The organism is Paracoccus sp. MBLB3053 (assembly GCF_031822435.1).
GTDB lineage: Bacteria > Pseudomonadota > Alphaproteobacteria > Rhodobacterales > Rhodobacteraceae > Paracoccus > Paracoccus aurantius.
The window spans coordinates 357,480-383,104 of record NZ_JAVQLW010000001.1; the positions used below are offsets into that span (position 1 = coordinate 357,480).

29 protein-coding genes are annotated in these 25,625 nt (G+C 62.4%); 19 read left to right on the forward strand and 10 right to left on the reverse strand.

Annotated elements, in window-relative coordinates; all coding sequences use genetic code 11:
• Positions 1-74: 74 nt before the first annotated feature.
• From RGQ15_RS01790 to RGQ15_RS01800, 3 genes are read right to left on the reverse strand one after another with little or no spacing between them, the layout of a single operon-like run.
• On the reverse strand, positions 75-707 hold the full coding sequence (locus tag RGQ15_RS01790; RefSeq protein ID WP_311158499.1) for a ribonuclease HII: 633 nt from the start codon (positions 705-707) through the stop codon (positions 75-77).
• On the reverse strand, positions 704-1,183 hold the full coding sequence (locus RGQ15_RS01795; RefSeq protein ID WP_311158500.1) for an ureidoglycolate lyase: 480 nt from the start codon (positions 1,181-1,183) through the stop codon (positions 704-706). The genes RGQ15_RS01790 and RGQ15_RS01795 overlap by 4 nt, the downstream gene beginning before the upstream one ends.
• Positions 1,184-1,199: 16 nt before the next feature.
• Positions 1,200-2,396 carry an MFS transporter gene (locus RGQ15_RS01800; protein WP_311161013.1) on the reverse strand — a complete coding sequence of 399 codons (1,197 nt, stop codon included), beginning with the start codon at positions 2,394-2,396 and terminating at the stop codon, positions 1,200-1,202.
• Between the two features lie 251 nt (positions 2,397-2,647).
• Between RGQ15_RS01800 and RGQ15_RS01805 the strand changes: the two genes are divergently transcribed.
• The 3 genes from RGQ15_RS01805 (at position 2,648) to RGQ15_RS01815 (ending at position 5,897) form a co-directional block, all read left to right on the forward strand.
• A complete protein-coding gene (locus tag RGQ15_RS01805) occupies positions 2,648-3,397 on the forward strand; it encodes a GntR family transcriptional regulator (protein WP_311158502.1) in 750 nt (249 codons plus the stop codon).
• 105 nt (positions 3,398-3,502) lie between these two features.
• Positions 3,503-5,029, forward strand: a complete 1,527-nt coding sequence (locus tag RGQ15_RS01810) for a L,D-transpeptidase family protein (protein ID WP_311158503.1) — start codon at positions 3,503-3,505, stop codon at positions 5,027-5,029.
• A gap of 4 nt (positions 5,030-5,033) precedes the next feature.
• Positions 5,034-5,897 (forward strand): extensin-like domain-containing protein, encoded by an 864-nt coding sequence (locus RGQ15_RS01815; protein WP_311158504.1) that lies wholly within the window; start codon positions 5,034-5,036, stop codon positions 5,895-5,897.
• Between the two features lie 4 nt (positions 5,898-5,901).
• Here RGQ15_RS01815 and RGQ15_RS01820 read toward each other — a convergent pair whose 3' ends face one another.
• Positions 5,902-7,227 (reverse strand): FliI/YscN family ATPase, encoded by a 1,326-nt coding sequence (locus tag RGQ15_RS01820; RefSeq protein WP_311158505.1) that lies wholly within the window; start codon positions 7,225-7,227, stop codon positions 5,902-5,904.
• A 97-nt stretch (positions 7,228-7,324) separates the two neighbouring features.
• Between RGQ15_RS01820 and RGQ15_RS01825 the strand changes: the two genes are divergently transcribed.
• The 10 genes from RGQ15_RS01825 to RGQ15_RS01870 all read left to right on the forward strand — a co-directional run bounded on the left by RGQ15_RS01825 (position 7,325) and on the right by RGQ15_RS01870 (position 12,932).
• Entirely contained in the window at positions 7,325-7,711 is a 387-nt protein-coding gene (locus tag RGQ15_RS01825) for a FlgB family protein (protein ID WP_311158506.1), read from the forward strand.
• A gap of 9 nt (positions 7,712-7,720) precedes the next feature.
• Positions 7,721-8,113 (forward strand): flagellar basal body rod protein FlgC, encoded by a 393-nt coding sequence (gene flgC / locus RGQ15_RS01830; protein WP_311158507.1) that lies wholly within the window; start codon positions 7,721-7,723, stop codon positions 8,111-8,113.
• 11 nt (positions 8,114-8,124) lie between these two features.
• A complete protein-coding gene (locus RGQ15_RS01835) occupies positions 8,125-8,403 on the forward strand; it encodes a flagellar hook-basal body complex protein FliE (protein ID WP_311158508.1) in 279 nt (92 codons plus the stop codon).
• An 8-nt stretch (positions 8,404-8,411) separates the two neighbouring features.
• On the forward strand, positions 8,412-8,678 hold the full coding sequence (locus RGQ15_RS01840) for a flagellar biosynthetic protein FliQ (protein ID WP_311158509.1): 267 nt from the start codon (positions 8,412-8,414) through the stop codon (positions 8,676-8,678).
• Between the two features lie 3 nt (positions 8,679-8,681).
• Positions 8,682-9,398 (forward strand): flagellar hook-basal body complex protein, encoded by a 717-nt coding sequence (locus RGQ15_RS01845; RefSeq protein WP_311158510.1) that lies wholly within the window; start codon positions 8,682-8,684, stop codon positions 9,396-9,398.
• 11 nt (positions 9,399-9,409) lie between these two features.
• Positions 9,410-10,195, forward strand: coding sequence for a flagellar basal-body rod protein FlgG (flgG, locus tag RGQ15_RS01850; protein ID WP_311158511.1), 786 nt, complete (start codon positions 9,410-9,412; stop codon positions 10,193-10,195).
• Positions 10,195-10,611: a flagellar basal body P-ring formation chaperone FlgA gene (gene flgA / locus RGQ15_RS01855; RefSeq protein WP_311158512.1), complete on the forward strand. Its 417-nt coding sequence runs from the start codon at positions 10,195-10,197 to the stop codon at positions 10,609-10,611. The genes flgG and flgA overlap by 1 nt, the downstream gene beginning before the upstream one ends.
• Before the next feature lie 12 nt (positions 10,612-10,623).
• On the forward strand, positions 10,624-11,376 hold the full coding sequence (gene flgH, locus RGQ15_RS01860) for a flagellar basal body L-ring protein FlgH (RefSeq protein WP_311158513.1): 753 nt from the start codon (positions 10,624-10,626) through the stop codon (positions 11,374-11,376).
• A 12-nt stretch (positions 11,377-11,388) separates the two neighbouring features.
• Positions 11,389-11,913: a hypothetical protein gene (locus RGQ15_RS01865; RefSeq protein ID WP_311158514.1), complete on the forward strand. Its 525-nt coding sequence runs from the start codon at positions 11,389-11,391 to the stop codon at positions 11,911-11,913.
• A gap of 65 nt (positions 11,914-11,978) precedes the next feature.
• Positions 11,979-12,932: a glycosyltransferase family 2 protein gene (locus RGQ15_RS01870; protein ID WP_311158515.1), complete on the forward strand. Its 954-nt coding sequence runs from the start codon at positions 11,979-11,981 to the stop codon at positions 12,930-12,932.
• 5 nt (positions 12,933-12,937) lie between these two features.
• Here RGQ15_RS01870 and rfbA read toward each other — a convergent pair whose 3' ends face one another.
• The 4 genes from rfbA to rfbC are packed head-to-tail and all read right to left on the reverse strand — an operon-like array spanning position 12,938 to position 16,291.
• Entirely contained in the window at positions 12,938-13,831 is an 894-nt protein-coding gene (gene rfbA / locus RGQ15_RS01875; RefSeq protein WP_311158516.1) for a glucose-1-phosphate thymidylyltransferase RfbA, read from the reverse strand.
• On the reverse strand, positions 13,828-14,679 hold the full coding sequence (rfbD, locus tag RGQ15_RS01880) for a dTDP-4-dehydrorhamnose reductase (RefSeq protein ID WP_311158517.1): 852 nt from the start codon (positions 14,677-14,679) through the stop codon (positions 13,828-13,830). Before rfbD ends, rfbA begins: the two co-directional genes overlap by 4 nt.
• The gene (rfbB, locus tag RGQ15_RS01885) at positions 14,676-15,713 is read right to left on the reverse strand and encodes a dTDP-glucose 4,6-dehydratase (RefSeq protein WP_311158518.1); all 1,038 of its coding nucleotides are present in this window, start codon (positions 15,711-15,713) and stop codon (positions 14,676-14,678) included. Before rfbB ends, rfbD begins: the two co-directional genes overlap by 4 nt.
• Positions 15,710-16,291 carry a dTDP-4-dehydrorhamnose 3,5-epimerase gene (rfbC, locus tag RGQ15_RS01890; RefSeq protein WP_311158520.1) on the reverse strand — a complete coding sequence of 194 codons (582 nt, stop codon included), beginning with the start codon at positions 16,289-16,291 and terminating at the stop codon, positions 15,710-15,712. Before rfbC ends, rfbB begins: the two co-directional genes overlap by 4 nt.
• 210 nt (positions 16,292-16,501) lie before the next feature.
• Between rfbC and RGQ15_RS01895 the strand changes: the two genes are divergently transcribed.
• Entirely contained in the window at positions 16,502-19,207 is a 2,706-nt protein-coding gene (locus RGQ15_RS01895) for a calcium-binding protein (RefSeq protein ID WP_311158521.1), read from the forward strand.
• Here the strand turns inward: RGQ15_RS01895 and RGQ15_RS01900 are convergent.
• Positions 19,204-19,953 (reverse strand): ABC transporter permease, encoded by a 750-nt coding sequence (locus tag RGQ15_RS01900; RefSeq protein ID WP_311158522.1) that lies wholly within the window; start codon positions 19,951-19,953, stop codon positions 19,204-19,206. The two genes, RGQ15_RS01895 and RGQ15_RS01900, sit on opposite strands and share 4 nt — an antisense overlap.
• Before the next feature lie 521 nt (positions 19,954-20,474).
• On the opposite strand from RGQ15_RS01900, the gene RGQ15_RS01905 reads away from it, so the two are divergent.
• Complete coding sequence (locus tag RGQ15_RS01905; protein ID WP_311158523.1) at positions 20,475-21,557, forward strand: capsule biosynthesis protein; 1,083 nt, start codon at positions 20,475-20,477, stop codon at positions 21,555-21,557.
• A 3-nt stretch (positions 21,558-21,560) separates the two neighbouring features.
• Entirely contained in the window at positions 21,561-22,238 is a 678-nt protein-coding gene (locus RGQ15_RS01910; protein ID WP_311158524.1) for an ABC transporter ATP-binding protein, read from the forward strand.
• On the opposite strand, the gene RGQ15_RS01915 is transcribed toward RGQ15_RS01910, so the two are convergent.
• Positions 22,239-23,636, reverse strand: a complete 1,398-nt coding sequence (locus tag RGQ15_RS01915; RefSeq protein WP_311158525.1) for a phosphohexomutase domain-containing protein — start codon at positions 23,634-23,636, stop codon at positions 22,239-22,241. It lies immediately after the preceding gene.
• Between the two features lie 142 nt (positions 23,637-23,778).
• Between RGQ15_RS01915 and RGQ15_RS01920 the strand changes: the two genes are divergently transcribed.
• From RGQ15_RS01920 to RGQ15_RS01930, 3 genes are read left to right on the forward strand one after another with little or no spacing between them, the layout of a single operon-like run.
• Complete coding sequence (locus tag RGQ15_RS01920) at positions 23,779-24,180, forward strand: ketosteroid isomerase-related protein (RefSeq protein ID WP_311158526.1); 402 nt, start codon at positions 23,779-23,781, stop codon at positions 24,178-24,180.
• Positions 24,177-24,758 (forward strand): GNAT family N-acetyltransferase, encoded by a 582-nt coding sequence (locus tag RGQ15_RS01925; protein ID WP_311158527.1) that lies wholly within the window; start codon positions 24,177-24,179, stop codon positions 24,756-24,758. Before RGQ15_RS01920 ends, RGQ15_RS01925 begins: the two co-directional genes overlap by 4 nt.
• A gap of 8 nt (positions 24,759-24,766) precedes the next feature.
• Positions 24,767-25,621 (forward strand): carbon-nitrogen hydrolase family protein, encoded by an 855-nt coding sequence (locus RGQ15_RS01930; protein ID WP_311161015.1) that lies wholly within the window; start codon positions 24,767-24,769, stop codon positions 25,619-25,621.
• The last annotated feature ends 4 nt before the right edge of the window (positions 25,622-25,625 follow it).

A 25,625-nucleotide genomic window follows, 5' to 3' on the forward strand; every position in this document is an offset into this window, starting at 1 on the left:
TCGGCTCTTGAATAGCCGATCTTGTTGGGCAGATCATGATTCAGACCCGATTCGGCGTCAATTTCTTTTTTGAATCAAGAGCTTGCCGATTGGCCTTTACACAAGATATTGTGGACCGGGGCGAAGCTGCGTCTATGATGTGGGGTTACCCCCAGATCTAGCAGTGCACGACGATGTGCTGGCGTAGGGTAACCTGCATTCGCTTCCCAGCCGTAGCCGGGATGCTGTTGCGCCAAATCCACCATGATGCGATCGCGCCACATCTTGGCGATGATCGAAGCGGCGGAAATGGAGAGGCTGCGCGCATCTCCGCCGATGATGGCCTGCCCCGGAAGATCCAGACCGTCCGGCAACATGTTGCCGTCAATGAGCGCGACGCACGGACGCTGCCGCAGCCCGGCGATCGCGCGACACATCGCCAGATGTGAGGCGCGCAGGATGTTCAGCTCGTCGATTTCCTCGACGGTTGCATGTGCGACCGACCAGTCGCAGCTGGCCATGATCACCTCCGCCAGCACGGCGCGGCGCTTGGCGGTCAGCTTCTTTGAATCGTTGAGCCCTTCGGGGATACACCCGACTTCGAGAATGACGGCCGCAGCCGTGACCGGACCAGCAAGTGGTCCGCGACCGACTTCGTCGACTCCGGCCACATAGCGCGCGCCGGAAACGATCGCGGCGTCCTCGAAGGAATAGTCAGGGCCCGTCATGCGGTAACGGTCACCGGATCGATGACCACCTCTTCCAGATTGATGCCTTCGCCTTCGCGATCAACCACCAGGAAATCGGCGGCGTGGTCAAGGGGCGTCAGAACCCCGTGCCAGACGCCAGCGCGCAGGTTCACCCCCACCCCAGCCGGGACAAGGAAGGCAATCGGCGCACCGGGACGGCCGGCGTCGTCAGGGGCGACGATGGAAAGCCAGGGGCGGGCGTCAAGCGGCATGAACGCCTGCGAACCCAAGGGGTGCCGTTCAAGCAGGGTGCAGTCATAGGGAAGGCTCACGGGTTCGGACCGGAAGATCGAGATGATCGCCTCGCCTCCCGAGCGTTCGACCTCGGCAAGCGCGTGGTGGCGTTCGCAACGCCCTGCATTGATCATCCTGGTGGCTTGGGCACGCGGGGCCAGCAGCTCGCCGAAAGGCGCGAATTCCTCGGCCGTCAGCGGCCTGATCTTGATCGTGCTCATGGTGTTCCGTTCGATGTCAGGACCGCGGGATGCGCGGCAGAAGGATTGTGAGAAGCCCCATCAGCGGCAGATAGGAGCAGATGCTATAGACGAACTCGATCCCCTTGGCATCCGCCACCAGACCCAGGACAGCCGCGGCAATACCGCCCATGCCGAAAGCAAAGCCGAAGAAGATGCCCGCGATCAGCCCCGTGCGACCGGGTACCAGTTCCTGTGCAAAAACGACGATCGCCGGGAAGGCCGAGGCAAGGATCAGGCCGATGATGACGGTAAGCATTCCCGTCGCGGCCAGGCCGACATGGGGAAGCGCCAGCGTAAAGGGCAGGATGCCCAGGATCGAGAACCAGATCACCTTGAGCGGTCCTATCCGGTCGCCGATGACGCCACCCAGAATGACCCCGGCCGCCATGCCACCAAGAAACAGGAACAGCATGATCTGCGCCTGCTGGGTGGTCAGGCCGAACTTCTCGATCAGGAAGAAGGTATAATAGCTGGATAGGCTGGCCGTGTAGATGTTCTTCGTGAAGGTCAGCAGTGCCAGCACACAGATGGCCGTGACGACACGGGGACGCGACAGCTGGAGTGCCGTGCTCGGCCGACTGCCAGAGGCTTTCCGTCGCCCTTCGGCCCAGGCACCGATGCGCCATAGGATCGCCGAACCCAGCATCGCCGCTGCAGAGAAGATGGCGATCGACGGCCGCCCCAGCGGCACCACGATGAAGGCCGCCAGAAGCGGCCCCATCGCCTGTCCGAAATTCCCCCCAAGCTGAAACAGGGATTGGGCCGTGCCGAAGCGACCGCCCGAGGCGATGCGCGCCACGCGCGAGCTTTCCGGATGGAAGACGGATGACCCGACCCCAATCAACATCGCGCCGATCAGCAGCACCCAGTATTCATGGGCCAGCGCCAACATCAGCACACCGACAAAGGTCGATCCCATGCCGACCGCAAGCGATTTCGGCATCGGATTTCTGTCCGTGACCGCCCCGACGACCGGCTGCAAGAGCGATGCCGTAACCTGGAAGGCAAATGTCATCATGCCGATTTGCCAATAGGACAGAGCGAACTCCTGCTGCAGCAGCGGGTAGATCGCGGACAGCATCGACTGCATGACGTCGTTTATCATATGGCACAGGCTGATTGCGATCAGCACCGACCATGCGGTGGTTGCGGGACTCGCGCCCCGAAATGCCGTTGCTTCCGACACGAGCAGACCTCTTGCTGAGTGCGCGCGACATTCCGCCGCGACGCGAACATTGTCAACTCGGCACGAAATTTGATCGTGACTTGCGGAGGAAGAGGCTTGACCGAAGCAGGCATAACGCGTCAGAACCCCACTCCGAGTGTTTTGTTTTGTTTCCGACAGTTGCTGCCAATCCATGACGTCGCGATGGACCCTGCGCAAAATCTCCTGTCGACCGTAACCAGTCGCCCCTGACAACTTACGGATGACTAAAGTTCATTATGACTCATTTTTCGAAGACCCTTACCCCTTCCGCAGGATCGCTTCCGATCGGCTCGCGCCGCAAAGGAATGACCTGGCAGGCCGTGCAGGATATCGTGCTTGAGCGGATCCAGAGCGGCATCTGGAAAGAAGGCGAACTGATCCCGACGGAATGTGATCTGGCGACGGAACTGCGCTGCGCCAGAGCCACCGTGAACCGCGCGATGCAGGCTTTGGCCGAATCCGGCGTGGTCCAGCGACGCCGCAAAGTGGGCACCCGCGTCGCGATTCATCCTCGCGCACAGCTCGTCCGGTCGCTTTTGCGGCGCGAACTCGAGGCAGCCGGCCATGCATACGGATACCGGCTTGTAAACGCTAAAGAAACCACGCCACCCTTGCAGGTCGCCAATGCCATGCTGCTGCGCAGCACCGAAGTCCTGCTTTACAGCCAGATCGTCTTTTACGCCGACGGCAAGCCTCATTGCTGCGAGGAACGTTGGACCAATACGTTCGCTGCACCTGGGTTGACCCCGGATGTGCTCGAACGGATGAGTGTCTGCGAATGGCTGCTGGGAAATGTGCCGCTCAATCGGGCGAGCCTCTCGATCGGCGTGACAAAGGCGGATGAAGCATTCATCGCCCCTGCCCTGGATATCGCAGCAGGCGAGCCTGCGCTTGAGCTCGAACGGCTCGAATGGCTCAATAACATGCCCGTATCATTTTCGCGGCGCTATTTCCCTGGCAGCCATCGTTTCGAGGCGCAGATATAAGCCGGAATTCGACACCGTCCTCACCCGATGCTTGCCATAAGCGCGCGGACGGACAAAGCTCGACAAAACAGACAAGAAAATAAAGCAAGACAACCGGAATCGAGCATGTTCCCGAACAGCCCATTCGCTGGCCTATTCCTGCCGCTGGCCGCGGCCCTGACCATTCTGCCTGCGGAAGGCGGCTGGGCCAATCCGCGCCCGCTGCCCCGACCACAGGCATCCACGGTGGCCGCGACGCTTCCCGCGCAGGCCGCTACGATGACGGCAACAGCAGCCGTCCCGGCAAGCGGCGGTCCCGCCAAGGCGCTGAAGTCGATCTCGGGTGCCGAGATCGACAATGCGACCTATTCGGGTGGCGATCTCCCGCCCGGCCAGTCGGCCCTGACCGCGAAGGTTCAGGTCCTGCTTGACCGTTCGGGCATTTCACCGGGCGTTGTCGACGGATGGCGCGGCGGCATGAGCGAAAGCGCAATCATGGCATTCCAGCGTAGGGCAGGGTTGCCGATGACGGGCCGGATGGACATGACCCTTTGGAACCTGCTTCAGGGCTATTCCGCCGATCCGATCACCACGACATATACAATCACCGAAAAGGATGAGCAGGGGCTGGTTGACCGCATCCCGAGCGATTATGCCGAAAAGGCCGCCATGAGCTCGCAGGGCTATACGAGCGTTCTCGAAAGGCTCGCCGAACGCTTCCACATGGATGAGAAATTCCTGGCCAAGCTCAACGAGGATCTTGCCTTTGTGCCGGGCGTGACGATCAGCGTCACCCGACCGGCAAAACCGATCCGCGCGACGGTGACGCGTATCATCGTCGACAAGCAGACGCGTCGCGTTGCTGCCTATGACGCGCAGGGCAACATGGTGGCCGACTATCCAGCCACCGTAGGATCGTCCGATACCCCGTCCCCGCACGGTCTGCATCTGGTCACAGCCGTCGCGCTTGACCCCACCTACACCTACAACCCCAAGCGGAACTTCAAACAGGGCGACAATGACCGCGTGCTGATCGTGCCACCGGGGCCGAACGGCCCGGTGGGCAATGTCTGGATCGATCTCAGCGAGCCCACCTATGGCCTGCACGGCACGGCCACACCTTCGCGGTTGTTCGTGAATCAGTCGCATGGCTGCGTGCGGCTTACGAACTGGGATGCCTGGGAACTGGCCCACATGGTCAAGGCCAAGGTCACAACGGTCGAATTCCTCGCGCCCGGCGTGAGCATTGCCGACGCCACGGGGGCGATCGCCCAACCGGCGGGCAATGTCGCGCCGATCAGCATCATTTCGGGAAGCCGTCCACCGATGCGATCTTCCGATATGGCGTCCCGCGCGGCAAAAAGCGCATCTTCGTTCCTGGAGGCAGCAGCGGCAACAACCGCTCTGACCATTGTAGCTCCTCCGAAGAAGGCACCGCAGCCCCAAGCGGAAGAAATCAGGCAAGCGAAAGAAGCCGAAGCGCTGAGCGCGGCGCTGGCACGCGCCGAGGCGCTGGCCGATGAAATGCTGGCCCAGCGGGCCGAGGATGTGGCGGCAAGCGTCGCTCTTCCCGGAAACTCGACATTGGCGGCGGATAACCCGGTTACCGGGAAGCCTTTGCCGCCGCCCCAACCCGCAGCACCGAACCTCTAGGCCGATGCGGGGCTACAGAACCTTCATCCTGGCGACTCTGATGCCGCTCGTGCTGGCCGCCGAGGAACCCAGGCCACAAGTTCGGCCCGCCGACTTGACACCTCAAGCCGAGGCGCGGCCGAACCCGCGTCCGGAGGAAGCAGATCCCCAGCCCGAGGCAGAAACACGCCCCTCAAGTGGGCCGAGTGAGCCGGGTGAGCCGGGTGAGCCGGGTGAGCCGGGTGAGCCGGGTGAGGAAAATACTGGCGCGGCAACTCCCGAACAAGATCGGTCGGGCGTTCCGATGCAGCACATCCTGCGCGAAGACGACTTCAGCTATTCGGCCTGCCTGCTTGAGCTGACGCTTCTTGGCGCGGATTTCAGCGAAGAAACCGCCGTCACTGAGGCTGATCATCCCCAATGCGGAATTGCGCGCCCCCTGCGATTGAAGTCCCCTCTTCCGGGCATCGAGATCGACGGCGGCGCGCTGATGCGCTGCGACACGGCGCGGCATCTGGCGCATTGGCTGCGTGATTTCGTGCGTCCCGCGACAACATTCCTGCCGGGCCAGCCGCGGCTTGTCGGGCTGGAGCCGGGATCGACCTATCAATGCCGCCCCACGATCGGGAACGGCGGAGAAAAGCTCTCCGAGCATGCCTTTGGCAACGCGCTCGACATCGCGGCCTTCAGGTTCCAGGACGGAAGCCGGATCGAAATCGGGACACGCAAGGACGATGGCGATATGGCCGAGGCCTTTCAGCGTGCGGTGCGGTCGACGGCATGTCTGTATTTCACCACCGTACTTGGCCCGGGCGCCAATGCGGCGCATGAAGACCACCTGCATCTGGACATCAAGGCACGCAGTTCGGATTTCCGCCTCTGTCAATGACGCCCTATCGATGTCGCGCTGACTGATCCCCAAGCGCCTCAGCCAGCATGTCGAAGGCTTGCACCGCCCCAGTGCTTTCGCGGGAAAAGAAGGCATCAAGCGCGGGATAGATCCGAACCGCTTCGTCAAGCCTGGGGTCGCTGCCCGTCGCGTAGAGACCCGCTCGGATCATCAGTTCGGAATCCGCATAGATCCCCAAGGCGGCGCGCGCCCGGGAAATCAGCGCATTCTCGGCCTCCGACGCCGCGCGCGGCAGCGACCGCGAAACCGAACGGAGCACGTCGATGGCGGGGAACCTTCCCCTTTCGGCAATCGCGCGGTCCAGCACGACATGCCCGTCCAGGACGCCGCGCAAGATGTCTGCCACCGGTTCCTCCATATCCGAACCTGCCACCAATACGCTGAAGATCGCCGTGATATCGCCGAAGCCCTCGGGTCCCGGCCCCGAACGCTCGGCCAACGACATGATCAATTGCGATACCGAGGGCGGAAAACCGCGATAACTCGGGCTTTCGCCTGCGGCCAGGGCGATCTCACGGTGGGCCTCGGCAAAGCGGGTAATCGAGTCCGCCAGGAACAGCACCTGGAGTCCCTGGTCCCGAAAATGCTCGGCCACGGTCATCGCAGCCCAGGCGCAGCGACGGCGCATGAGCGGAGATTGGTCAGAGGTCGCCGCGACGATGACCGAACGCGCGAGGCCTTCTGGTCCCAACACATCCTCGACAAATTCGCGTAACTCCCGTCCGCGCTCGCCGATCAACGCGATGACCACGACATCGGCAGTCACACCGCGGGCGAGCGCCGAAAGCAGCGTCGATTTCCCAACCCCGGACCCGGCGAAAAGCCCCAGCCGCTGCCCGCGGACAAGTGGAAGCAAGGTATCGAAGACGGCAAGGCCCGTATCCAGCCTGTCGCCCAGACGGTTTCGCGAGGCCGCCAGCGGCGGTGGGCAGCGAAAGCCACGCCGAAGCCGACCCTGCACCAGCGACCGGCCGTCCAGCGGCCTTCCCAGAGGGTCGATCACACGCCCCAGCCAGGCATCGCATGGCGCCAGATAGGGCGCCGAGAGAAGTTCGCTTTGCGCACCGATTGCCAGCCCCTCGGCCGAGCCCTCGGGCAACACGACTGCGGCTGAACACCTCAGGGCAACGATCTCGCCGCAAAGTTGACCGCCTTCCGCTTCCCCAAGTGCCACCCGATCCCCTAGGGCAGCATGGGCACTGAGTCCTTCGACCGTGACCAGCGCGTTCTCGATCGTCGAAACGCGACCGAAGTGGCACGCATGGCGAATTGCTCTGATCCGCTGGGCAACTGATTCAATTTTATCCATCGTGAATTCCCTAAAAGCTCCCATCGCGGGAAACACGAAACCATTTCTAAACCTATTGGGGTTAAGACCGGGTTTATTCGAACGGGGAGAAGCCTCGATGTTTGATCGAATAGAAACCCTGCGCATGGCCGGCGCTTTGACCGCCCATGCCACGCAAAGGCAGAAGCTTATTGCCGAGAATGTCGCCAATTCCGACACACCCGGATTCAGGGCCCGTGACGTGGAAGGCTTCTCGGATCAGTTTCGGAGCGGGGGCGGCTTCGAGCTGCGCATGACAGACGGCCGCCACCTGAACACCACTGGCTGGATCGATCGGGCGAACGTCCGGGACGCCGGAGGTGAGCCCGCTCCGAATGGCAACACCGTCTCACTCGAGGAGGAGATGGTCCGAAGCGCCGATGCCCGCCGCGCCTTCGACCTTTCGGTGGCTGTGACGCGCTCGGCGCTGAGCCTGATCCGCACCAGCCTTGGCCACCGCGCATAGGAACCAGCGATGCCCGACACACTTTCCGCACTTGATATCGCCGCGTCCGGCATGCGTGCCCAGTCGGTCCGGCTGCGTCACGTATCCGAGAACATCGCGAATGCCGACACTCCGGGCTACCGGCGCAAGCTCGTCTCGTTCGAGGCAGCGATGGATTTCGGTCGTCCAACCGGTGCGGTCGAGCCAAGCCACACCCGGCTTGATCGAAGCCACCTGCCCCAGGTCCACGACCCTTCGCATCCACTCGCAGATGAGGATGGCAATTATCTCGGCTCGAATGTCGACCTGGTTATCGAGACGGCCGACGCGCGTGAAGCCAGCCGCAGCTATGAGGCGAACCTGCGTATCTTCGAACAATCCCGCCAGATGGGCAGCGCGCTGCTCGACCTCATCCGCCGCTGAAAGGAAGCACCATGATCTCTCCCAATCTTGCCGCGACCGCCTATGATCGCGCACGTCCCGCGATCCAACCCGCACAGGGGCTGCCGGATGGGATGTCCCGCGCCGCCTCCGAGTTCGCGAGCGTGATGGACCAGGTCGATATCGCCTCGACCGGCGCGATGACCGGGGCGACCGACACCCACCAGCTTGTCCAGAGCATTGCGCAGGCCGAAATCGCGCTCGAGGCCGCCGTCGCTATCCGAGACAAGGTGGTCGAAGCCTATCAGGAAATCCTGCGCATGCCGGTCTGAGGCGGAACATGGACGAGAACGTCATCTTCGACATGACCCGCCAGGCACTTTGGATCGCGGTTCGAATGTCGTCGCCGCTTCTGGTGACCGCGCTGGTCGTCGGCGTGGTGATCGGTCTTTTTCAGGCCCTGACCTCGGTGCAGGAAATGACGCTGACCTTCGTGCCCAAGATCGGGCTGATGCTCGTGGTCTTCTGGGTCAGCATGAGCTTCATGACGACGGTTCTGGCCGGTTTCTTCACCGACCAGATCGTGGCGCTGATCGCGGGGTCCTAGACGATGGACAATGCGATCTATGCCTCGCTCACACGGCAATCGGGATTGATGCGGGAAATGCGCGCGGTGGCCAACAACATCGCCAATGCGAACACCACCGGGTTCAAGCGTGAGGGCGTCGTCTTTTCGGAATATATGGTGCCCCTGCGGAATGACGGAGAGACCCTTGCAATGGCGAACATCCGCGGTCGCATGGTCGATCTAGCGGCGGGTGGGGTGACGAAAACCGGCGGCCAATACGACCTCGCGATCGATGGCGATGGCTTCTTCATGGTCCAGACGCCTCAGGGGAACCGCCTGACGCGGGCTGGGGCCTTCATGCCGAATGCCGAGGGGGAGATCGTCAATCCCGACGGGTTTGCGCTGCTGGACGACGGGCAGGCACCGATCGCGATTCCACCCGGGGCGCGCAGCATCGGCATCGGCACTGACGGAACCCTTTCAGCGGATGGCGAACCGGTCGGACGGGTGGGTGTCTTCGCGAGCCCCGATCCGTCGGACCTGCGCCACGTTGCAGGGACGCTTTTCGAAGCTGGTCCCGCCCCCGAGCCTCTTGCCGAACCTGTCTTGCGCCAAGGTTTCCTGGAGGATTCGAATGTCGATCCAGTGACCGAGATCGCGCGCATGATCGAAATCCAACGCGCCTACGAGCTTGGCCAGTCATTCCTCGATCAGGAAGACCAGCGGATCCGACAGGCCATCACTTCGCTGACGCGATGAAAGGATAATCCATGAAAGCCCTTCAGATCGCCGCGACCGGCATGAGTGCACAGCAGATGCGGGTCGAGGTCATTTCGAACAACCTCGCCAACATGTCGACCACCGGCTTCAACCCCCGCCGCGCCGAATTCGCGGACCTGCAATACCAGCAGGCGACCCGGCCAGGCACGCTCACCGCCACCAACGGCGCCATGGTTCCTGCGGGCGTGCAGTTGGGGATGGGGGTCCGCTCGGCTGCGGTGACGGTCATGCTGGGGCAAGGCGGGCTTGTCCAGACCAATGGCGACCTCGACATTGCCATCGACGGAAACGGCTACCTCGAGGTCACGATGCCTTCGGGCGTCTCGGCCTATACCCGCGACGGCAGTCTCAAGCGCTCGGCCGAAGGGCAGATCGTCACCTCTGAAGGGTTTCCCATCGTGCCCGACATCACCATCCCGCAAGAGGCGAGCAGCGTTTCGATCAGCCCGGCAGGCGAGGTCTTTGCCTATTTCAGCGACCGCGTGGAACCCGAATCCCTGGGCCAGATCACCTTGGCGGGGTTCCTGAACGAAAAGGGTCTCGAGGCGATCGGCTCGAACATGTTCCTTGAAACGACCGCATCCGGCGCACCGCAGGTGGCCGCGGCCGGGGAAGAGGGCCTGGGAACGCTGAGGGCGGGATACCTTGAGGAGAGCGCCGTTGATCCGGTCAAGGAAATCACCGAACTCATCAAGGCCCAACGCGGCTACGAGCTGAACTCAAAGGTCATCACCGCCGCCGATCAGATGCTCGGTGCAACGGTCCAGGTGCGCTGATGCGGTCCTTGATCCTGATCCTGTCCGCCCTTCCCCTCCCGGTAATGGCCGAAGCCGTCGTGGCGGCCCGCACGCTTCAGGCCGGAACGGTCCTCGCTACAGACGACCTACGGATCGCACCCGGCGCGGAAGGAGCCTTTCGCGACCCCGCTGACGTCATCGGCCAGGAACTGCGCGTGATGGTGACCGAGGGGCGGCCGATCGGGACGGGCCAGGTTGGCAAGCCCATCGCCGTTGGTCGCAATGCGCTCGTGACCATCGCCTATGAAAAGGCAGCCCTGCGGATCGAAGCGGATGGCCGGGCGCTGTCATCCGGCGCCGTCGGGGATGTCATCAGGGTCATGAACAATGCGTCGCGCATCACGGTCGTGGGTCGCATTGCCCCGAACGGCACCGTGATCGTCCATGAGAACTAGGGGTGATCTGAGATGAAAACCGAACGGCGCGGGACCTGCCCGCTTGTGACCATCGCGATTGCGCTCACCTTGCTGTCGTCGGGCTGCGGACGCGTCGGCCATCTTGGCCGGGCTCCGAAAATGACCGCGCCGGAAGAGAGCATGGAATTTCGCGCGCTGGCCAATCCCGCGGTGATCATGGATGACTTGCCGGATCGGACCGGTGGCACCGCATCGCTTTGGAACGCATCGCAAAACTCGCTGGTGGGTGATCGCCGGGCGGGAAAGCGGGGTGATATCCTGACCGTGGTCATCGAGATCGACGACAAGGCAGAGATGCAGAACAGCTCGGGGCGCAGCCGGTCCTCTTCGGACAAGGTGAGCATTCCGCAGATGGCGGGCATCGTGCAACGCATCGACGCGCGCCTTCCCGATGGCGCCAGCATGGACGAGCTGGCCGAAGCCAAGGGGTCGTCCACCTACAAGGGCAGCGGCAATATCTCGCGGCGCGACAAGATGACCCTGAGGGTTGCGGCCACCGTGATCGAGACCATGCCGAACGGCGTCCTGCGCATCGAGGGTTCGCAGGAAGTTCGCGTGAATTTCGAGGTCAGGGTTTTGACCGTGACCGGCTTTGTCCGCCCTTCGGATATCGGGCGCCGGAACGAAATCTCATATGACCGGATCGCCGGCGCGCGGATTTCGTATGGCGGGCGCGGCCAGATCACGGACGTGCAGCAACCACGCTATGGTCAGCAAGTGGCCGATATCCTCCTCCCCTATTGAGGTCCAGAGACCATGAAACGCATCATCACATGGATTTTGCCGCTGCTGGGCTTTGTGGTCGGCGCATTGGGCGGCGACATGCTTCAGGCAGCCAGGCCGGTCGAACACGACGCCGTCCCGACCGATACCCTGTCCGGCGCAGAACACAGCCATTCCGAGGACACGCCCCAAGGCATGCATGGCACCACGGCTGACGGCCATGACACCGAGGTCGAATTGGACTGGTTCCGCTTCCCCAACCAGTTCTTCGTTCCTGTGATGCGGAACGGAACCACCCTCGCCATCATGGTCCTGACACTGACGATCGAAATGCCCAAGGACAGCTCGGCCGAGATCGTGGCGAGGGAGCATCGGCTGCGCGACGCACTTCTGAACGCGCTGCTCGTCGAGGCCAATACCGGAGGTTTCGATGGCAACTTCACGTCGGATCAGAGCCTGGGCAGGATCAGGGCCGCGCTCGTGACGGCTGCGCGCCGGGCGGGTGACGAACGCATCAGCAATGTACTGATCGAGGAGATCGGCCGACAGGACGGCTGACCCGCTCTGGTCAAGGCCCGCCCGCGCAGTATAGGACGTGGAAAACACAGACCGGAGAGCCTTGCTTGCAGCCTCAGATCACCATCCTCATGGCGACCCGGAATGGCGAACGGTATCTGCCCGCACAGCTTGAAAGCATCCTTTCGCAAAGCCATAGGAACTGGCGGCTCATCGTGTCGGATGACGGTTCGACCGATGCGACGACGAGCATCGTGAGGAACTACGCAGCGACCCGCCCGTCCGGTCGAATCGAGCTTGTCGCGGGACCGGAGCGCGGCGCGACTGCGAATTTCCTGTGGCTCATCCGCCAGGCAGATGCGTCCGGCTGGGTCGCCTTTTCGGATCAGGACGACATCTGGAACCCTGACAAGCTCGCTCGGGCGGTCGATTGGCTTGCTCGGCAGGACGGGCCGGCGGTCTATGCCGCGCGGACCACCATCTGCGACGAAAACATGAACGAACTGGCGCCGGCGCCCCATTTCCCCGGCCCGTTCGGGTTCCGAAACGCGCTTGTTCAGGCATGCCTGCCGGGAAACACGACAGTCGTGAATGCGGCGGCTTTGCGCATCCTTCAATCGGGCGCCGCTGCCGCCGACGCGGCGGGCGTCATCTCGCATGACTGGTGGGTCTATCAGCTTCTGTCGGGGGCGGGCGCAAGAATCCGCCGGGATGACGCGCAGGTCGTGCGCTATCGACAGCATGGCAACAACGTGATGGGCCGCAACGACACGCCCCGCGCCCGCGCCGCCCGCTTTTCGATGTTGTTTGACGGCAGCTATGCGGGCTGGATCGCCCGCAATCAGGTCGCGCTTGAAGATGCAAGGGATCTGCTTTTACCCGAAAACCGCCGTCTTCTGGAAGGCTTCGGCCGCCTCATCGAAGCCAGTGGTCCCCGTGCCGTGGCCCAGGCTCTGCGGATGCGGCTCTATCGCCAGAGCCGCACGGGCACGATTGCCATCATGGCGGCGGCACTGGCCGGAAGGCTGCGCTTACCCGATCACGAAAGGGGCGTGGCCTGATCCGTTCAGGGCAGCAGCCGCGCCAGATACTTGCCGTAGTCGTTCTTGGAGAATTTCTTCGCCCGCTCGGCAAGCGCGTCCTGATCGATCCAGCCCTGATCGAAGGCGATCTCGTCCGGGCAGCCAGTCTGAAGGCCCTGCCGCTGTTCCAGCGTGCGAACGAAATTGCCCGCGTCGAGAAGGCTCGCATGGGTTCCGGTATCAAGCCACGCAAAGCCCCGACCCATGCGTTCGACCGTCAGGCTGTCCTCGTGCAGATAAGTTTCAAGCAGGGTCGTGATCTCAAGCTCGCCCCGGTCTGATGGCCGCACCTCGCGGGCGCGCTGGGGTGCGCTGCCGTCCAGAAAGTAAAGCCCCGTAACTGCATAATCCGAAGGCGGAACGCTGGGCTTTTCGATGATCGCGCGGGCCTTGCCCGCCTCGTCGAACGCCACCACACCGTAGCGTTCCGGATCAGCCACGCGATAGCCGAAGACGGTGCCCCCTTCGATCCGCCGGTCCGCAGCTTCAAGCAGCAGGGGCAGACCATGTCCGAAAAAGATGTTGTCACCAAGGACCATGGCAGAAGGTGCCCCTGCCAGGAAATCCTCGGCCAGGATATAGGCCTGCGCCAGGCCGTCGGGCGAGGGCTGAACGATATATTCGAAGTTCAGCCCCCATTGGCTTCCGTCGCTCAGCAGCCGGCGAAACTGCTCCTGATCTTCGGGCGTGGTGATGATCGCGATATCGCGGATGCCGGCAAACATGAGAACCGAAATCGGGTAGTAGATCATCGGCTTGTCGTAAATCGGCAGGAGCTGCTTCGAGACGCCCATGGTAATCGGATAGAGCCGCGTTCCCGAACCTCCGGCCAGGATGATTCCCTTGCGGCCGGTTGCCGGTCTGGACTTCTCGGTCATTGCTCTAGCTCCGTCACTACTTTCTCGAGACCCGCATGCCAGTCAGGGCGTGCGATGCCAAAATCCCTCATGATCGCTCTGCAATCCAACCGCGAATTTCCCGGCCGTCGCGCAGGGGTCGGGTAGTCGCTTGTCGAGATATCGGTGACGCGGCAGGACAAGCCCGCCTGCTTCATGATCGTCCTCGCGAACCCGGCCCAGCTCGTGTCCGGCGCTCCGGAAAAATGGTAGATGCCACCTTTGCCAGGCTGCTTACGCATCGACCGGATCATGTCCAGGCAGGCTGCGGCGATATCCGCTGCCGGGGTCGGGCCGCCATGCTGGTCGGCCACGACGCGCAGCTCGTCACGTTCCTTGCCAAGACGCATCATCGTCTTGACGAAGTTAGCCCCATGCGCCGAGAAGACCCACGAGGTCCGCAGCACCGCCCATTGCCCGCCCGCTTCGGCAATTCCGCGCTCACCGTCGAGCTTGGTTGCACCGTAGGCGCCAAGCGGGCCGGTCGCGTCATCTTCACGCCAGGGACGTTCGCCCGAACCGTCGAAGACGTAATCCGTCGAGATCTGCAGGAAGGGCACGCCAAGTTCGGCCGCCGCGCGCGCCATGGCGGCAGGCGCGAGACTGTTTATGCACTGCGCGAGCTCGGTTTCACTTTCGGCGCGGTCCACCGCGGTATAGGCGGCGGCATTGATCACCGCCTCGGGACGATGCGCCAGAATGGCGGCGGCGCATGCCTCGGGATCTGAAAGTTCTGCCGCTTCACGACCAAGGAAGCTGGCATCCGGTGCGAGCCGGCGAAGCTCGGTCGCGACCTGTCCGGTGCTGCCGAAGACCAGAAGGCCCGTCATGCCGTCCCCAGTCGCTGACCTACGCCCTGCCGGCCCAGCAGCGGCTGCCACCAGTCCTCGTTTTCCAGATACCATTCGACGGTGCGACGCAGCCCCTCTTCGACCGTGACCGAGGGTTGCCAGCCCAGTTCGGTGCGGATCCGCGTCGGGTCGATCGCGTAGCGACGATCATGGCCGGGCCGGTCGGTGACAAAGGTGATCAGCCGATCATGGGGCGCGCTTTCGGGACGCAGCGCGTCCATATGGGCGCAGATCGTCCGCACGAGATCGATGTTCTTCGCCTCGTTCTCGCCGCCGATATTGTAGCTGCGGCCAAGCTCGCCCTTTTCCAGCACCAGCAACAGCGCATCGGCATGGTCCTCGACAAAGAGCCAGTCGCGCACATTCCCGCCGTCGCCATAGACCGGGATCGGGCGGCCGTGCAGGGCGTTCAGGATCACCACCGGCACCAGTTTCTCGGGGAAATGGAACGGGCCGTAATTGTTGGAACAATTGGTCAGCACGACCGGTAGACCATAGGTTTCGTGCCATGCGCGAACGAGGTGGTCCGAGGCCGCCTTGCTGGCGGAATAGGGGCTGCGCGGATCGTAGGGGGTTTCCTCGGTGAACTGCCCGGTCTCGCCAAGGCTGCCGAAGACCTCGTCGGTCGAGATATGGTGGAAACGGAAGCCTTCGGGCCGGCCCTGCCCCACCCAATAGCTGCGCGCCGCTTCCAGCAGGTTGTATGTGCCCGAGATGTTCGTCTCGATGAAATCGCCCGGCCCGTCAATCGATCGGTCGACATGGCTTTCGGCGGCAAGATGCATGATCGCGTCGGGCTGATGTTCGGAAAGCACGCGGTCCAGCGCGGCGCGGTCGCGCAGGTCGGCCTTTTCGAAGGCGTAAAGCGGGCTGTTCGAAACCGAAGCGACGTTTTCCAGGTTCGCGGCATAGGTCAGGCTGTCAAGATTGACCACCTCATGCCCGCGTCTTACCGCCAGCCGCACCACTGCCGAGCCGATGAAACCCGCGCCACCCGTTACCAAAATCTTCATAATCCGGCCTCGTAATCGAAAGGACCTTCGTAGACGAAGGGGCTGTCAAAATCTTCAAGTGATTGAGCAACGGCGTCCTTGCCGGAAAGGATCGGCTCGACCGAAAGTCCCCAATCTATTCCCACGCTGTCCCAGGCCACGCCGCCATCGCATTCCGGGGCATAGTGGCCGGTGCATTTGTAGCAGATCTCAGTGTCGGGCTCGCGAGTGACAAAACCGTGCAGGAAGCCTGCGGGAACCCACAGCTGCCTTCCGTTTTCAAAGGACAACTCTTCGCCCACCCACTGGCCATAGGTCGGGCTGCCCTTGCGAACGTCAACCGCTACGTCGAAAAGCCGCCCCCGACCACATCGAACCAGCTTGCCCTGCGGGTGCGGCGGAGACTGGAAATGCAGTCCCCTCAGCGTGCCGACGGCTGCGGACATCGAATGGTTGTCCTGCACGAATTCCGGCAGGTCCAGTCCGGCTTCGCGCAGCGTCTTCCGGTTCCAGCTTTCCGAGAAAAACCCGCGCGCATCGCCATGACGACGCGGGACCAAAATCAGCACGCCTGGAAGCGACGTCTTTTCAATCTGCATGTTTCTGCCTGCCATGCTCACGCCACTTCCGTATGGCCGATGTTGGACCGGCACACAAGCCGAGAGCCCGTGAAGCGGCACGACCTACCTTGGATTAGATAAAAAGCCCGGTGAATTCCCTCGGCCAAGGCGCGGCAACGAAAGCATTTCTTAAAGCGCAGATGGCTAGCTTCCTGCGCAACCGTCATTCGTTCGAACCGAGCTTGTGAGATGATCAGCTACCGCCTCATCGCGACGTATCAGGGAGCAGATCCTGTCTTTGTCTCCAATCTGAGTGACCTCCGGATCGGACAGGTCGGATCGCAATATGTCCTTTACACGCTGACCCATACCGGGGGAGGCATATCGGCGTTTCGGATTGCGGCCGCAGATCAGCAGATCCAGTTGCTGTCGAGCCGCGCCCTGCCCCCCTATCTGGGCTATCTCGACTTGCCCCGGTTGGGCCTTGTCGATCTGGGCGGGACGATTGCGGTCTTTGGCGCAGGTCTTTCGAACGCAATGACGAATGGCTTCAAGCTGGGCGGCAGTGGCGACCTGAGCGCAACCTACGGTATCGCCGGTCTGGGCGCGGATGTGACGCAGGTGGGATCGTTTCAGACGGTTTCGGGGAATTTCCTGTACACGACTCGCAATGGCTCGACGGTGATCTCGACATGGGAGATCGCGCCAAATGGGACGGTCGGCCTGGTCGGACGTTACGATCTTCCGGCAGGACCCGCAATTCAGGGCACCGAGATCAATGATATTGTCCTAACGACGATCGGAGATCGGAACTTCTTGCTCTCGGTCTCGGCGCTCGGCAATTTCGTCGCGAGCCAGCAGGTCCTCGCGGACGGATCGCTCGGCGCCTCACAGATCCTGTGGGAGGATCGGGGCCTTGGCCTGAACGCGCCCGGCCTTGTCGCGACGGTCAGCGCGGCCGGAATGACGCACCTGGTCGTCGCCTCGGGCGGCAGTTCATCCCTGACCACGCTGCGGCTTGGCTACTCTGGCGAACTTACCCCCGTCGACCATATCATCGACGAGCGCGCGACAAGGTTCAGCGGGGCCTCGGCACTGGAGACGGTCATGCTGGACGGCCGCGCCTTCATCTTTGCCGGGGGCAGTGATGATGGCATCTCTGTCTTCACGATCATGCCTGACGGGCACCTGCTGCATCTCGCCACGCTCGTTGATGGGAACGACCGGAGCCTTGCCGACGTATCGGCGATATCGGCCCGCGTGATCGACGGCCGGATCGCCGTCTTCGTTTCGTCCCGCACCGAGAAGGGGATCAGCCAGTTTCTCTTCGAGCCCGGCAAGATCGGGCTGACCCAGACCGGGAACGCCGGCATCGTCAAGGGAACATCCAATGGCGACATGCTGCAGGCGGGCACGGGGACGACGCAGATCAACGGCGGATACGGCGACGACATCCTGATTTCGGGAAGCGAACCGGTGCGGCTGTCTGGCGGTACAGGAGCGGACCTTTTCGTCGTGACGCCAGTGAACGGCCGGATCACGATCAGCGACTACCAGCCCGGCATCGACCGGATCGACCTTTCGAACCTGGGCATGATCAGAAGCACCCTTCAGCTCAGTTTCAAGACCCAAAGCAACGGCATCAACATCACCTTCGGCGATACGGTCATCTGGGTCCGCACGCAGGATGGAACCAGCCTGACCGAGAACCATTTCAACAATTCGCTCTTTCCCGTGGCGCATTACGATGCCCCCAACATGTACAAGAAGATCATCGGCACCGCGGGCAATGACACGCTGATCGGGGGCCGCTATGGCTCGGACATCTATGGTCACGCTGGCCGCGACCTGATTACGGGCAGGGAAGCCGCCGATGTGATCAGGGCCGGGGCGGATCACGACACGGTCCATGGCGGCGATGGCGACGATCGCATCCTCGGCGAGAACGGCAACGACCTGATCCGCGGAGGGAATGGGAACGACACGCTTCTTGGCGGAAATGACAACGACATGCTGTTCGGCGGCTACGGCAACGATCGCCTCTTTGCCGAGGCGGGCAGCGACACGTCCTATGGGGAATGGGGCGATGATTTCATCCAGGATCTTCTTGGAAACAACACGATCTGGGGCGGCGACGGCCAAGACTGGATCCAGACCGGAGACGGCAATGACCGCATCGATGGTGGAAACGGGCATGATACCGTCTTTGCAGGCGGAGGAAACGACAGCATTTCGGGCGGAGACGGCAATGATGAACTGCGAGGCGAAAAGGGTAATGACACCATTCTGGGTGGTGCCGGGGCCGATCTGATCTGGGGCGATCAGGGGGATGACCGGCTCGAGGGAGGAGACGGCGACGACTACCTTTGGGGATTGGCCGGTAACGATTGGATGAGCGGGGGCGCGGGCGATGACACATTGCTTGGCGCGATCGGAAACGACACCCTGCGCGGGGGCGACGGGAACGACCTGCTGGGCGGCAAGGAGGGAGACGACACGGCGATCGGAGAGGCCGGAAATGACAGCATCTACGGTGGCAGCGGCAATGACAAGCTGGACGGTCGCGAAGGAGAGGACTTCGTACATGGCGAAGAAGGCGATGACAGGTTGTGGGGTGGCACCGGGAATGACACGCTCCGAGGAGGGACCGGCTCCGATACCATGACGGGTGGCGCCGGGGCCGACGTGTTCCATTTCAGGACTGCCTCGGATTTCGACGGCAGCACGGACTGGATCACGGATTTTGAGCCGGGGGTCGATACGATCGACATGCGAGGCCTGGGTTTGAGCTACATCGGGCGCGCCGAGTTCAGCGGGGCTGGCCAGGTCAGGTTGTGGACCAGCCCGTCATCGGGAGTGATCGTCGACATCGACCTCGACGGGAATGGCCATGCCGACCTGTCGCTTTGCTTCGGCGTGATCCGAGGCCTGACGGGCGGGGATTTCCTGCTTTAGCGCTCGAGAAGGTCGCGATGGTTTCGTGCCAGCAACAAAAGCCCAAAGGTCAGCAGAGTGACGGCGACGCCACAGACATATGGCAGAGAGACATAGCTTGCCTCATAGGTGGGATAGATCCCGCGCCGAAACTGCGAGATGCAGTGGAGCACGGGGTTGTACCACAGGATATGCTGCCCGGCCGACGGCATCATGTCGTAAAGGAAGAAGATACCCGAGGCCAGGAACAGCGGCCTGGTCAGGATGTGCCAGGCCCTTTCCCAGACCGGGAACGCGGTCATCAGGTAGCAGTTCAGCGTGCCGACCCCGACTGCCAGCACAACGATCATGAGCAGCGCCTCGAAGATTTCCGCCACATTGATGACGATCGGCAGATCGTAAATGACGAAGATGCCCCCCACCACAACCATGAGAATGACGATATGGGTCAGCGTGTTCAGGATCACCCGCGCCAATAACGCGTCGATAAAGGATACGCTGGGATAGGCCAGAAAGGGTCGAGAATAGCGGATCGAGGTCGCGACCTTGTTCGACAGGTCGTTGAACATTGTGAAGGGCAGAAGCCCCGTTGCGTAGAAGAGCGAAAAGTTTGTCCCGAGCGCCGGCCGGGCCAGCATCAGGCTGAATGCAACCGTCAGGAGCAGGACGCCCAGCACCGGTTCGAGAATGGCCCAAACGTAGCCCCCGGCCGATTTGCCGTAAGTTGTCGCCATTTCGCGCAACACCAGCGCGGACAGGATACGCATCATGCGCAGCCGCGGTCCTTTGCGGAATGGGCGCTGTGGGACACGCTGTTGCGGAGAATTCTCGGTCATTTGATTGCAGAGTCTGGTCTAGATCGGCCGCAATATGTAACAACTGCGCGGAAAAGGTAAACTAGCGAAAGCCCACGCCCGTGAGCACTCCTATGGATCAAGCGGATGAAAATGGCCGCACATCGGGCCAGACCGGGTCCGGCCGCGGCACTGACACGAGCCGCGCGCGCTCGGAAAATCCGCGTCCTTTTCAGGGCACAAGCCGGATTCAGTCCCCCAGCGAACCGGCCAAAGCGACCATTCGTCCGTTTCAGGCTTCGCAGTTGCCAGCCAGGTCGACCCCCGTGACAAAAGAGCCCCAGCCGATTCCGGTCCGCCCTCTGGCATCTCCTGGAACGAGCCCTGTTCCGCTTCGCCCGACACCCAAGCCCCCTGCGCCCGCAAATCCCGCGCAGAAAGTCAGGCCGACCGTATCTCGTGCGCGGCCGCGCAAGCGGCACTGGCTGCTGCTGATGTCCTTCCTCCTGCTGGTGGTTGTCCCGGCAGCGTTCTGGGCATGGTATCTCTGGGCGCGCGCCTCTGACCAATATGTCTCGACGGTCGGCTTTTCGGTCCGCAAGGAAGAGATGACGCCTTCAGTCGACATGCTGGGCGGACTTGCCTCCTTCGCAGGGGGCGGCTCGAGCACCTCGGACACGGATGTGCTATACGCCTATATTCGTAGCCAGGACATGGTCGAGAAAATCGACGCCGAACTGAACCTGCGCGACCGCTTTTCGCGGAACTGGCCCAGCGACTATGTCTTCGCATTCAATCCCGACAGCCATATCGAGGATCTGACCGATTACTGGGACCGGCAGGTCAAGGTCCTGTACGACACGTCGAGCAATCTCATCACCCTGAAGGTAAACGCGTTTTCGCCCGAGGACGCGCAGCAGATTGCCGCAGCCGTGTTCAAGGAAAGCTCGGACAAGATCAACGAGCTGTCCTCGATCGCCCGCGATGACGCGACGCGCCTTGCCAAGGAAGAACTTGAAAAAGCCCGCGACGAGGTGACGAAGACCCGGCAGGCGATGACGCAGTTTCGCGTCAGCACGCAGATCGTCGACCCGGAAGCGGATCTGACCAGCCAGATGGGCGTCCTGACCGGGCTTCAGGAACAATTGGCTGCGGCGCTCGTCGCCCACGATATCCTGAGCGAAAACGCCCGCCCCTCGGACCATCGGGTCACGCAATCGCAGCAGAAGATCGATGCGCTGCGCAAGCTCATCGATGTGGAGCGGGGCAAGTTCGGCGCCAACAGCGCCGGCCCGACCGGCGAAAGCTATTCGGAACTGGTATCGGATTACGAAAAGCTGATGGTCGAACGCGAGTTTGCCGAAGGGGCCTATCGCTCGGCCCGGATCGCCTATGAGACGGCTCTTGCCGAGGCGCGTCGCCAATCACGCTATCTTGCCGCCCATATCCAGCCGAAAATCGCCCAGAGCTCGACCGTGCCGAACCGTCCCTGGCTTCTGTTCGTGGCGATCGGGATGCTGCTTGCCGGCTGGTCGATCCTGGCGCTGGTCTATTACAGTATCCGTGACCGTTCCTGAGCCATGATCCGGCTGGAAAACCTGACCAAGATCTATCGTCTCAAGGGACGCAAGACATTGGCCGCCGACAGTATCAACGCGGTCTTTCCGACCGGCGCCTCGGTCGCCCTGCTGGGCCGGAACGGCGCCGGCAAGTCCACGTTGCTCCGGATCATCGCCGGCACGGTTTCGCCGACCTCGGGCCGGGTCGTGTCCGATGGGACCATCTCATGGCCGGTGGGTTTCGCCGGCAGCTTCCATGGCGAACTGACCGGCGCGCAGAATGTCCGCTTCGTGGCTCGGATCTACGGGGTCGATACCGATGAGCTGATCGACTATGTCGACGACTTCGCTGAACTGGGCCAGCATTACCACCAGCCCTTCTCTAGCTACTCTTCGGGAATGCGCTCGCGGCTGGCCATGGGAACCAGCATGGGCATCTATTTCGACACCTATCTGGTCGATGAGGTGACAAGCGTGGGTGACGCCGATTTCCGCGCGAAATCTCAGCGCGTGTTCAATGACAGGATGAGCCGCTCCGGCGCCATCGTGGTCAGTCACTCGATGCCGATGATCCGGCAGATGTGCACGATGGGCGCGGTGCTGGATCGCGGGCATCTGACGGTGTTCGATGACCTCGACGAGGCCATCGCGATGCATGAATCGATCCTGCGCGTTCCACCCGACGTTATCGGGGACTGATCATTCGCCCGTGAGCAGCGCGCCGATCTCGGCCGCACGATCGCGAACCAGTTGTTCGTTCCCGGCGGATTCGACGTTGAGACGTACCACCGGCTCGGTGTTGGAACGCCGCAGATTGAACCGCCAGTCGGTGAACTCGAGGCTGATGCCGTCCGTATCGTCCCGCGAAACCGCCTGATCCGCGAAGCGCTCCAGCACCCTTGCGATCGCGGCGTCGGGATCTTGCAGACGGAAGTTCATCTCACCCGAGGATGGGTAGGCCGCGATCGCCTGCGACAGCAGCTGCGAAAGCGAAACCCCCTTGCGCGAAAGAAGCTCGGCCACCAGAAGCCATGGCACCATGCCGCTATCGGCGAAATGGAAGTCGCGGAAATAGTGATGGGCGGACATTTCGCCGCCATAGATCGCGCCGTTCTGGCGCATCGCGCGCTTGACGAAGGCATGGCCCGTCCGAGCCTGAACGGCCACGCCGCCCGCCTCGCCGATTATCGCACGTGTGTTCAGCACGACCCGCGGATCATGGACGATCTTTTCGCCGGGATGTTTTTCCAGGAAGGCGGTGGCCAGCAGGCCGACGACATATTCGCCCGGGATGAACCTCCCCTCGGCGTCGAAAAAGAAGCAGCGGTCGAAATCGCCGTCCCACGCCACGCCCAGATCGGCGCCATGGGCCAGCACGGCCTCGGCCGTCATCGGCTGGTTTTCGGGAAGAAGCGGGTTCGGAATGCCGTTTGGAAAGCTCGAATCGGGGTCATGGTTGATGCGGATGAATTCCAGTGGCGCTCCGCGACGCTGAAGTTCGCCTGCAATCGCATCGAATGTCGGGCCCGCCGTGCCATTCCCTGCATTCACCAGAATCTTCATCGGACGCAGGGCGGCGATGTCGATGAAATCGACCACCGCCCGCGCATAGGCACTGCGCGCCTCGAAAAAGGTGGTCACCTGCCCGATCCGATCGGGCCTGTCGAACTGCCCCGAGCGGGCCAGCGCCGCCAGATCGGCGAATTCCGTTTCCGGGTCCAGCGGTGCCGCCCCCTGCCCCACCAGCTTCATCCCGTTGTAATCTATCGGGTTGTGGGACGCAGTCACTTCGATCCCGCCATCCGCGGCGAAATGGGCGGTCGCAAAATACATCTCCTCGGTTCCGGCCAGGCCAAGGTCGCGGACATTCGCACCTCCTTCGGCAAGCCCACGGATCAGTGCCGCCGACAGCGCGGGCGAGCTTTCCCGGCTATCGCGGCCGACGATCACCTCTCGGGCGCCCCGCAACTGGGCAAAGGCCCGACCGATCCGGTAGGCAACGTCCTCATCCAGATCGATGCCCAGCCTTCCGCGAACGTCATAGGCCTTGAAGCTGTCGATCGGTCGTTCCGGCATGCGATGTGTCGCGAGGCTCATCTGGAGATCCTTTGCTGTGCTAGCCTTGGCTATAACAGCATGTGCAGGAATGGAACGAAATTGGCTTTTCGGATCATCCAATCTACGAGATGACGAGGCCGGTGGGCCGCGTTAGAAAAGAGCCAGTCTGACGAGGGATGAGATGGATACGAAAGAACTGATCACCGCCTATTACGACGCCTTCAACGCGGGGCGGACAGACGAGATGCTAGCCTATCTGCATGACGAGATCGAACATCATGTGAACGAAGGCCAGATCCGGCGCGGAAAGGACCAGTTCCGCGAGTTCAATGCACACATGACGCGTTGCTACAAGGAACTGCTGACCGACATCGTCGTTTTTGCCAATGACGCGGGCGACCGGGCGGCGGCGGAATTCGTGGTGAACGGCACCTATCTGCAGAGCGATGAGGGGTTGCCCGAGGCCAACGGGCAGAAATACGTCCTGCCGGCCGGGACGTTCTTCTCGGTCCGGGATTGCAAGATCTCGCGGGTGACGACCTATTACAATCTCGCGGACTGGACCCGGCAGGTTTCGGCGTGACGACGATCCGCATCCTGACGGGCGATTCGGTCGGGGCAGTGCTGGATGATCTGGCACGGCTGCGCATCACGGTGTTCCGTGACTGGCCCTATCTTTACGATGGTGATGTGGAATATGAGCGCGACTACCTGAGCGCCTATCAATCCCCCGGCGCGGTTGTCGTGGCTGCCTATGACGGCGAAAGAATGGTCGGCGCGGCGACAGGGGCCCCGATGGAGCATCATGCGGGGGACTTCTCTGCCGCATTCGCCGGCCGTCCCGAGCCGCTCGAGGAAATCTTCTACTGCGCGGAATCGGTGCTGTTGCCGGAATACCGGGGCGCTGGTCTGGGACATGCCTTCTTTGACGGGCGCGAAGATCACGCCCGCGCATTGGGCCGTCGCTACAGCGCGTTTTGCAGCGTCATGCGCCCGGCAGACCACCCGCGACGCCCGCTGGACTATCGCCCGCTGGACGATTTCTGGCGCAAGCGTGGCTACGAGCCCCTGCCCGGTGTCATCGCCGAGTTCGACTGGAAGGATATCGACGCGCAGGAAACTTCACGCAAACCCCTGCAATTCTGGATGAAACGCCTGTGACACGCGAAATCAAGATCGCCGCCTCGGCCTATAATTTCGACTGGTTCGACGATTTCGACGCCTATCGCGCCAAGGTGACCCGATGGGTCGAGGCGGCGGCGGATTGCGACCTGCTCGTCTTTCCCGAATATGGCGCGATGGAGCTTGCATCTTTGGGCGGCAAGGAAATCGCCAGTGACCTTGAAGCCTCTTTGCACGAAGTCGCGCGGCATGAGGCGTCGCGCGACGCGCTGCACGCAGAACTGGCAGCTCGGCACGGCATTCATATCCTCGCCGCGTCCGGACCGCAGTTCAGCGGCGAACGCCCGGTCAACAGGGCGGTCCTGTTCGGACCCGATGGCCGGCTGGGGCATCAGGACAAGCAGATCATGACCAGGTTCGAGCGCGAGAACTGGCATGTCGAAGGTGCCCCCGGCCTGCGGGTCTTCAATACACCCGTCGGCAAGCTGGGTATCCTGATCTGCTATGACAGCGAATTCCCCCTGCTGGCGCGGCAATTGGCCGAGGCCGGAGTCGAGATCATCCTGACTCCCTCGTGTACGGACACCGTGGCCGGCTTCAATCGCGTGCGTATCGGGGCGATGGCGCGGGCGCTGGAAAGCCAGTGCATTGTCGTCCATTCGCCGACCGTCGGAGATTGCGACTGGAACCCGGCGATCGACGAAAATCGCGGCCGTGCAGCGATATATGCCCCCTCGGACGGAATCTGGCCCGAAACCGGAATCCTCGCGGAAGGCGAGATGGACCGCCCCGGCTGGGTCAAGGCCCGCGTCGATCTCGACAAGGTGCGCGAGAGCCGCGAGGACGGCCGCGTCCTGCCATTCGCCCATTGGCCCGAGAGCCAGGCGAGCCTGGTCATCTGAGAAA

Coding starts and splice junctions, on each gene's coding strand:
- RGQ15_RS01900 (WP_311158522.1), bottom strand. CDS start 19,953: ATGCGTATCCTGTCCGCGCTGGTGTTGCGCGAAATGGCGACAACTTAC.
- RGQ15_RS01835 (WP_311158508.1), top strand. CDS start 8,125: ATGATCTCTCCCAATCTTGCCGCGACCGCCTATGATCGCGCACGTCCC.
- rfbC (WP_311158520.1), bottom strand. CDS start 16,291: ATGCAGATTGAAAAGACGTCGCTTCCAGGCGTGCTGATTTTGGTCCCG.
- RGQ15_RS01805 (WP_311158502.1), top strand. CDS start 2,648: ATGACTCATTTTTCGAAGACCCTTACCCCTTCCGCAGGATCGCTTCCG.
- RGQ15_RS01910 (WP_311158524.1), top strand. CDS start 21,561: ATGATCCGGCTGGAAAACCTGACCAAGATCTATCGTCTCAAGGGACGC.
- RGQ15_RS01815 (WP_311158504.1), top strand. CDS start 5,034: ATGCGGGGCTACAGAACCTTCATCCTGGCGACTCTGATGCCGCTCGTG.
- flgG (WP_311158511.1), top strand. CDS start 9,410: ATGAAAGCCCTTCAGATCGCCGCGACCGGCATGAGTGCACAGCAGATG.
- RGQ15_RS01810 (WP_311158503.1), top strand. CDS start 3,503: ATGTTCCCGAACAGCCCATTCGCTGGCCTATTCCTGCCGCTGGCCGCG.
- RGQ15_RS01905 (WP_311158523.1), top strand. CDS start 20,475: ATGTCCTTCCTCCTGCTGGTGGTTGTCCCGGCAGCGTTCTGGGCATGG.
- flgA (WP_311158512.1), top strand. CDS start 10,195: ATGCGGTCCTTGATCCTGATCCTGTCCGCCCTTCCCCTCCCGGTAATG.
- RGQ15_RS01845 (WP_311158510.1), top strand. CDS start 8,682: ATGGACAATGCGATCTATGCCTCGCTCACACGGCAATCGGGATTGATG.
- rfbB (WP_311158518.1), bottom strand. CDS start 15,713: ATGAAGATTTTGGTAACGGGTGGCGCGGGTTTCATCGGCTCGGCAGTG.
- RGQ15_RS01795 (WP_311158500.1), bottom strand. CDS start 1,183: ATGAGCACGATCAAGATCAGGCCGCTGACGGCCGAGGAATTCGCGCCT.
- RGQ15_RS01920 (WP_311158526.1), top strand. CDS start 23,779: ATGGATACGAAAGAACTGATCACCGCCTATTACGACGCCTTCAACGCG.
- RGQ15_RS01840 (WP_311158509.1), top strand. CDS start 8,412: ATGGACGAGAACGTCATCTTCGACATGACCCGCCAGGCACTTTGGATC.
- flgH (WP_311158513.1), top strand. CDS start 10,624: ATGAAAACCGAACGGCGCGGGACCTGCCCGCTTGTGACCATCGCGATT.
- RGQ15_RS01820 (WP_311158505.1), bottom strand. CDS start 7,227: ATGGATAAAATTGAATCAGTTGCCCAGCGGATCAGAGCAATTCGCCAT.
- RGQ15_RS01825 (WP_311158506.1), top strand. CDS start 7,325: ATGTTTGATCGAATAGAAACCCTGCGCATGGCCGGCGCTTTGACCGCC.
- RGQ15_RS01895 (WP_311158521.1), top strand. CDS start 16,502: ATGATCAGCTACCGCCTCATCGCGACGTATCAGGGAGCAGATCCTGTC.
- rfbD (WP_311158517.1), bottom strand. CDS start 14,679: ATGACGGGCCTTCTGGTCTTCGGCAGCACCGGACAGGTCGCGACCGAG.
- RGQ15_RS01865 (WP_311158514.1), top strand. CDS start 11,389: ATGAAACGCATCATCACATGGATTTTGCCGCTGCTGGGCTTTGTGGTC.
- rfbA (WP_311158516.1), bottom strand. CDS start 13,831: ATGACCGAGAAGTCCAGACCGGCAACCGGCCGCAAGGGAATCATCCTG.
- RGQ15_RS01790 (WP_311158499.1), bottom strand. CDS start 707: ATGACGGGCCCTGACTATTCCTTCGAGGACGCCGCGATCGTTTCCGGC.
- flgC (WP_311158507.1), top strand. CDS start 7,721: ATGCCCGACACACTTTCCGCACTTGATATCGCCGCGTCCGGCATGCGT.
- RGQ15_RS01915 (WP_311158525.1), bottom strand. CDS start 23,636: ATGAGCCTCGCGACACATCGCATGCCGGAACGACCGATCGACAGCTTC.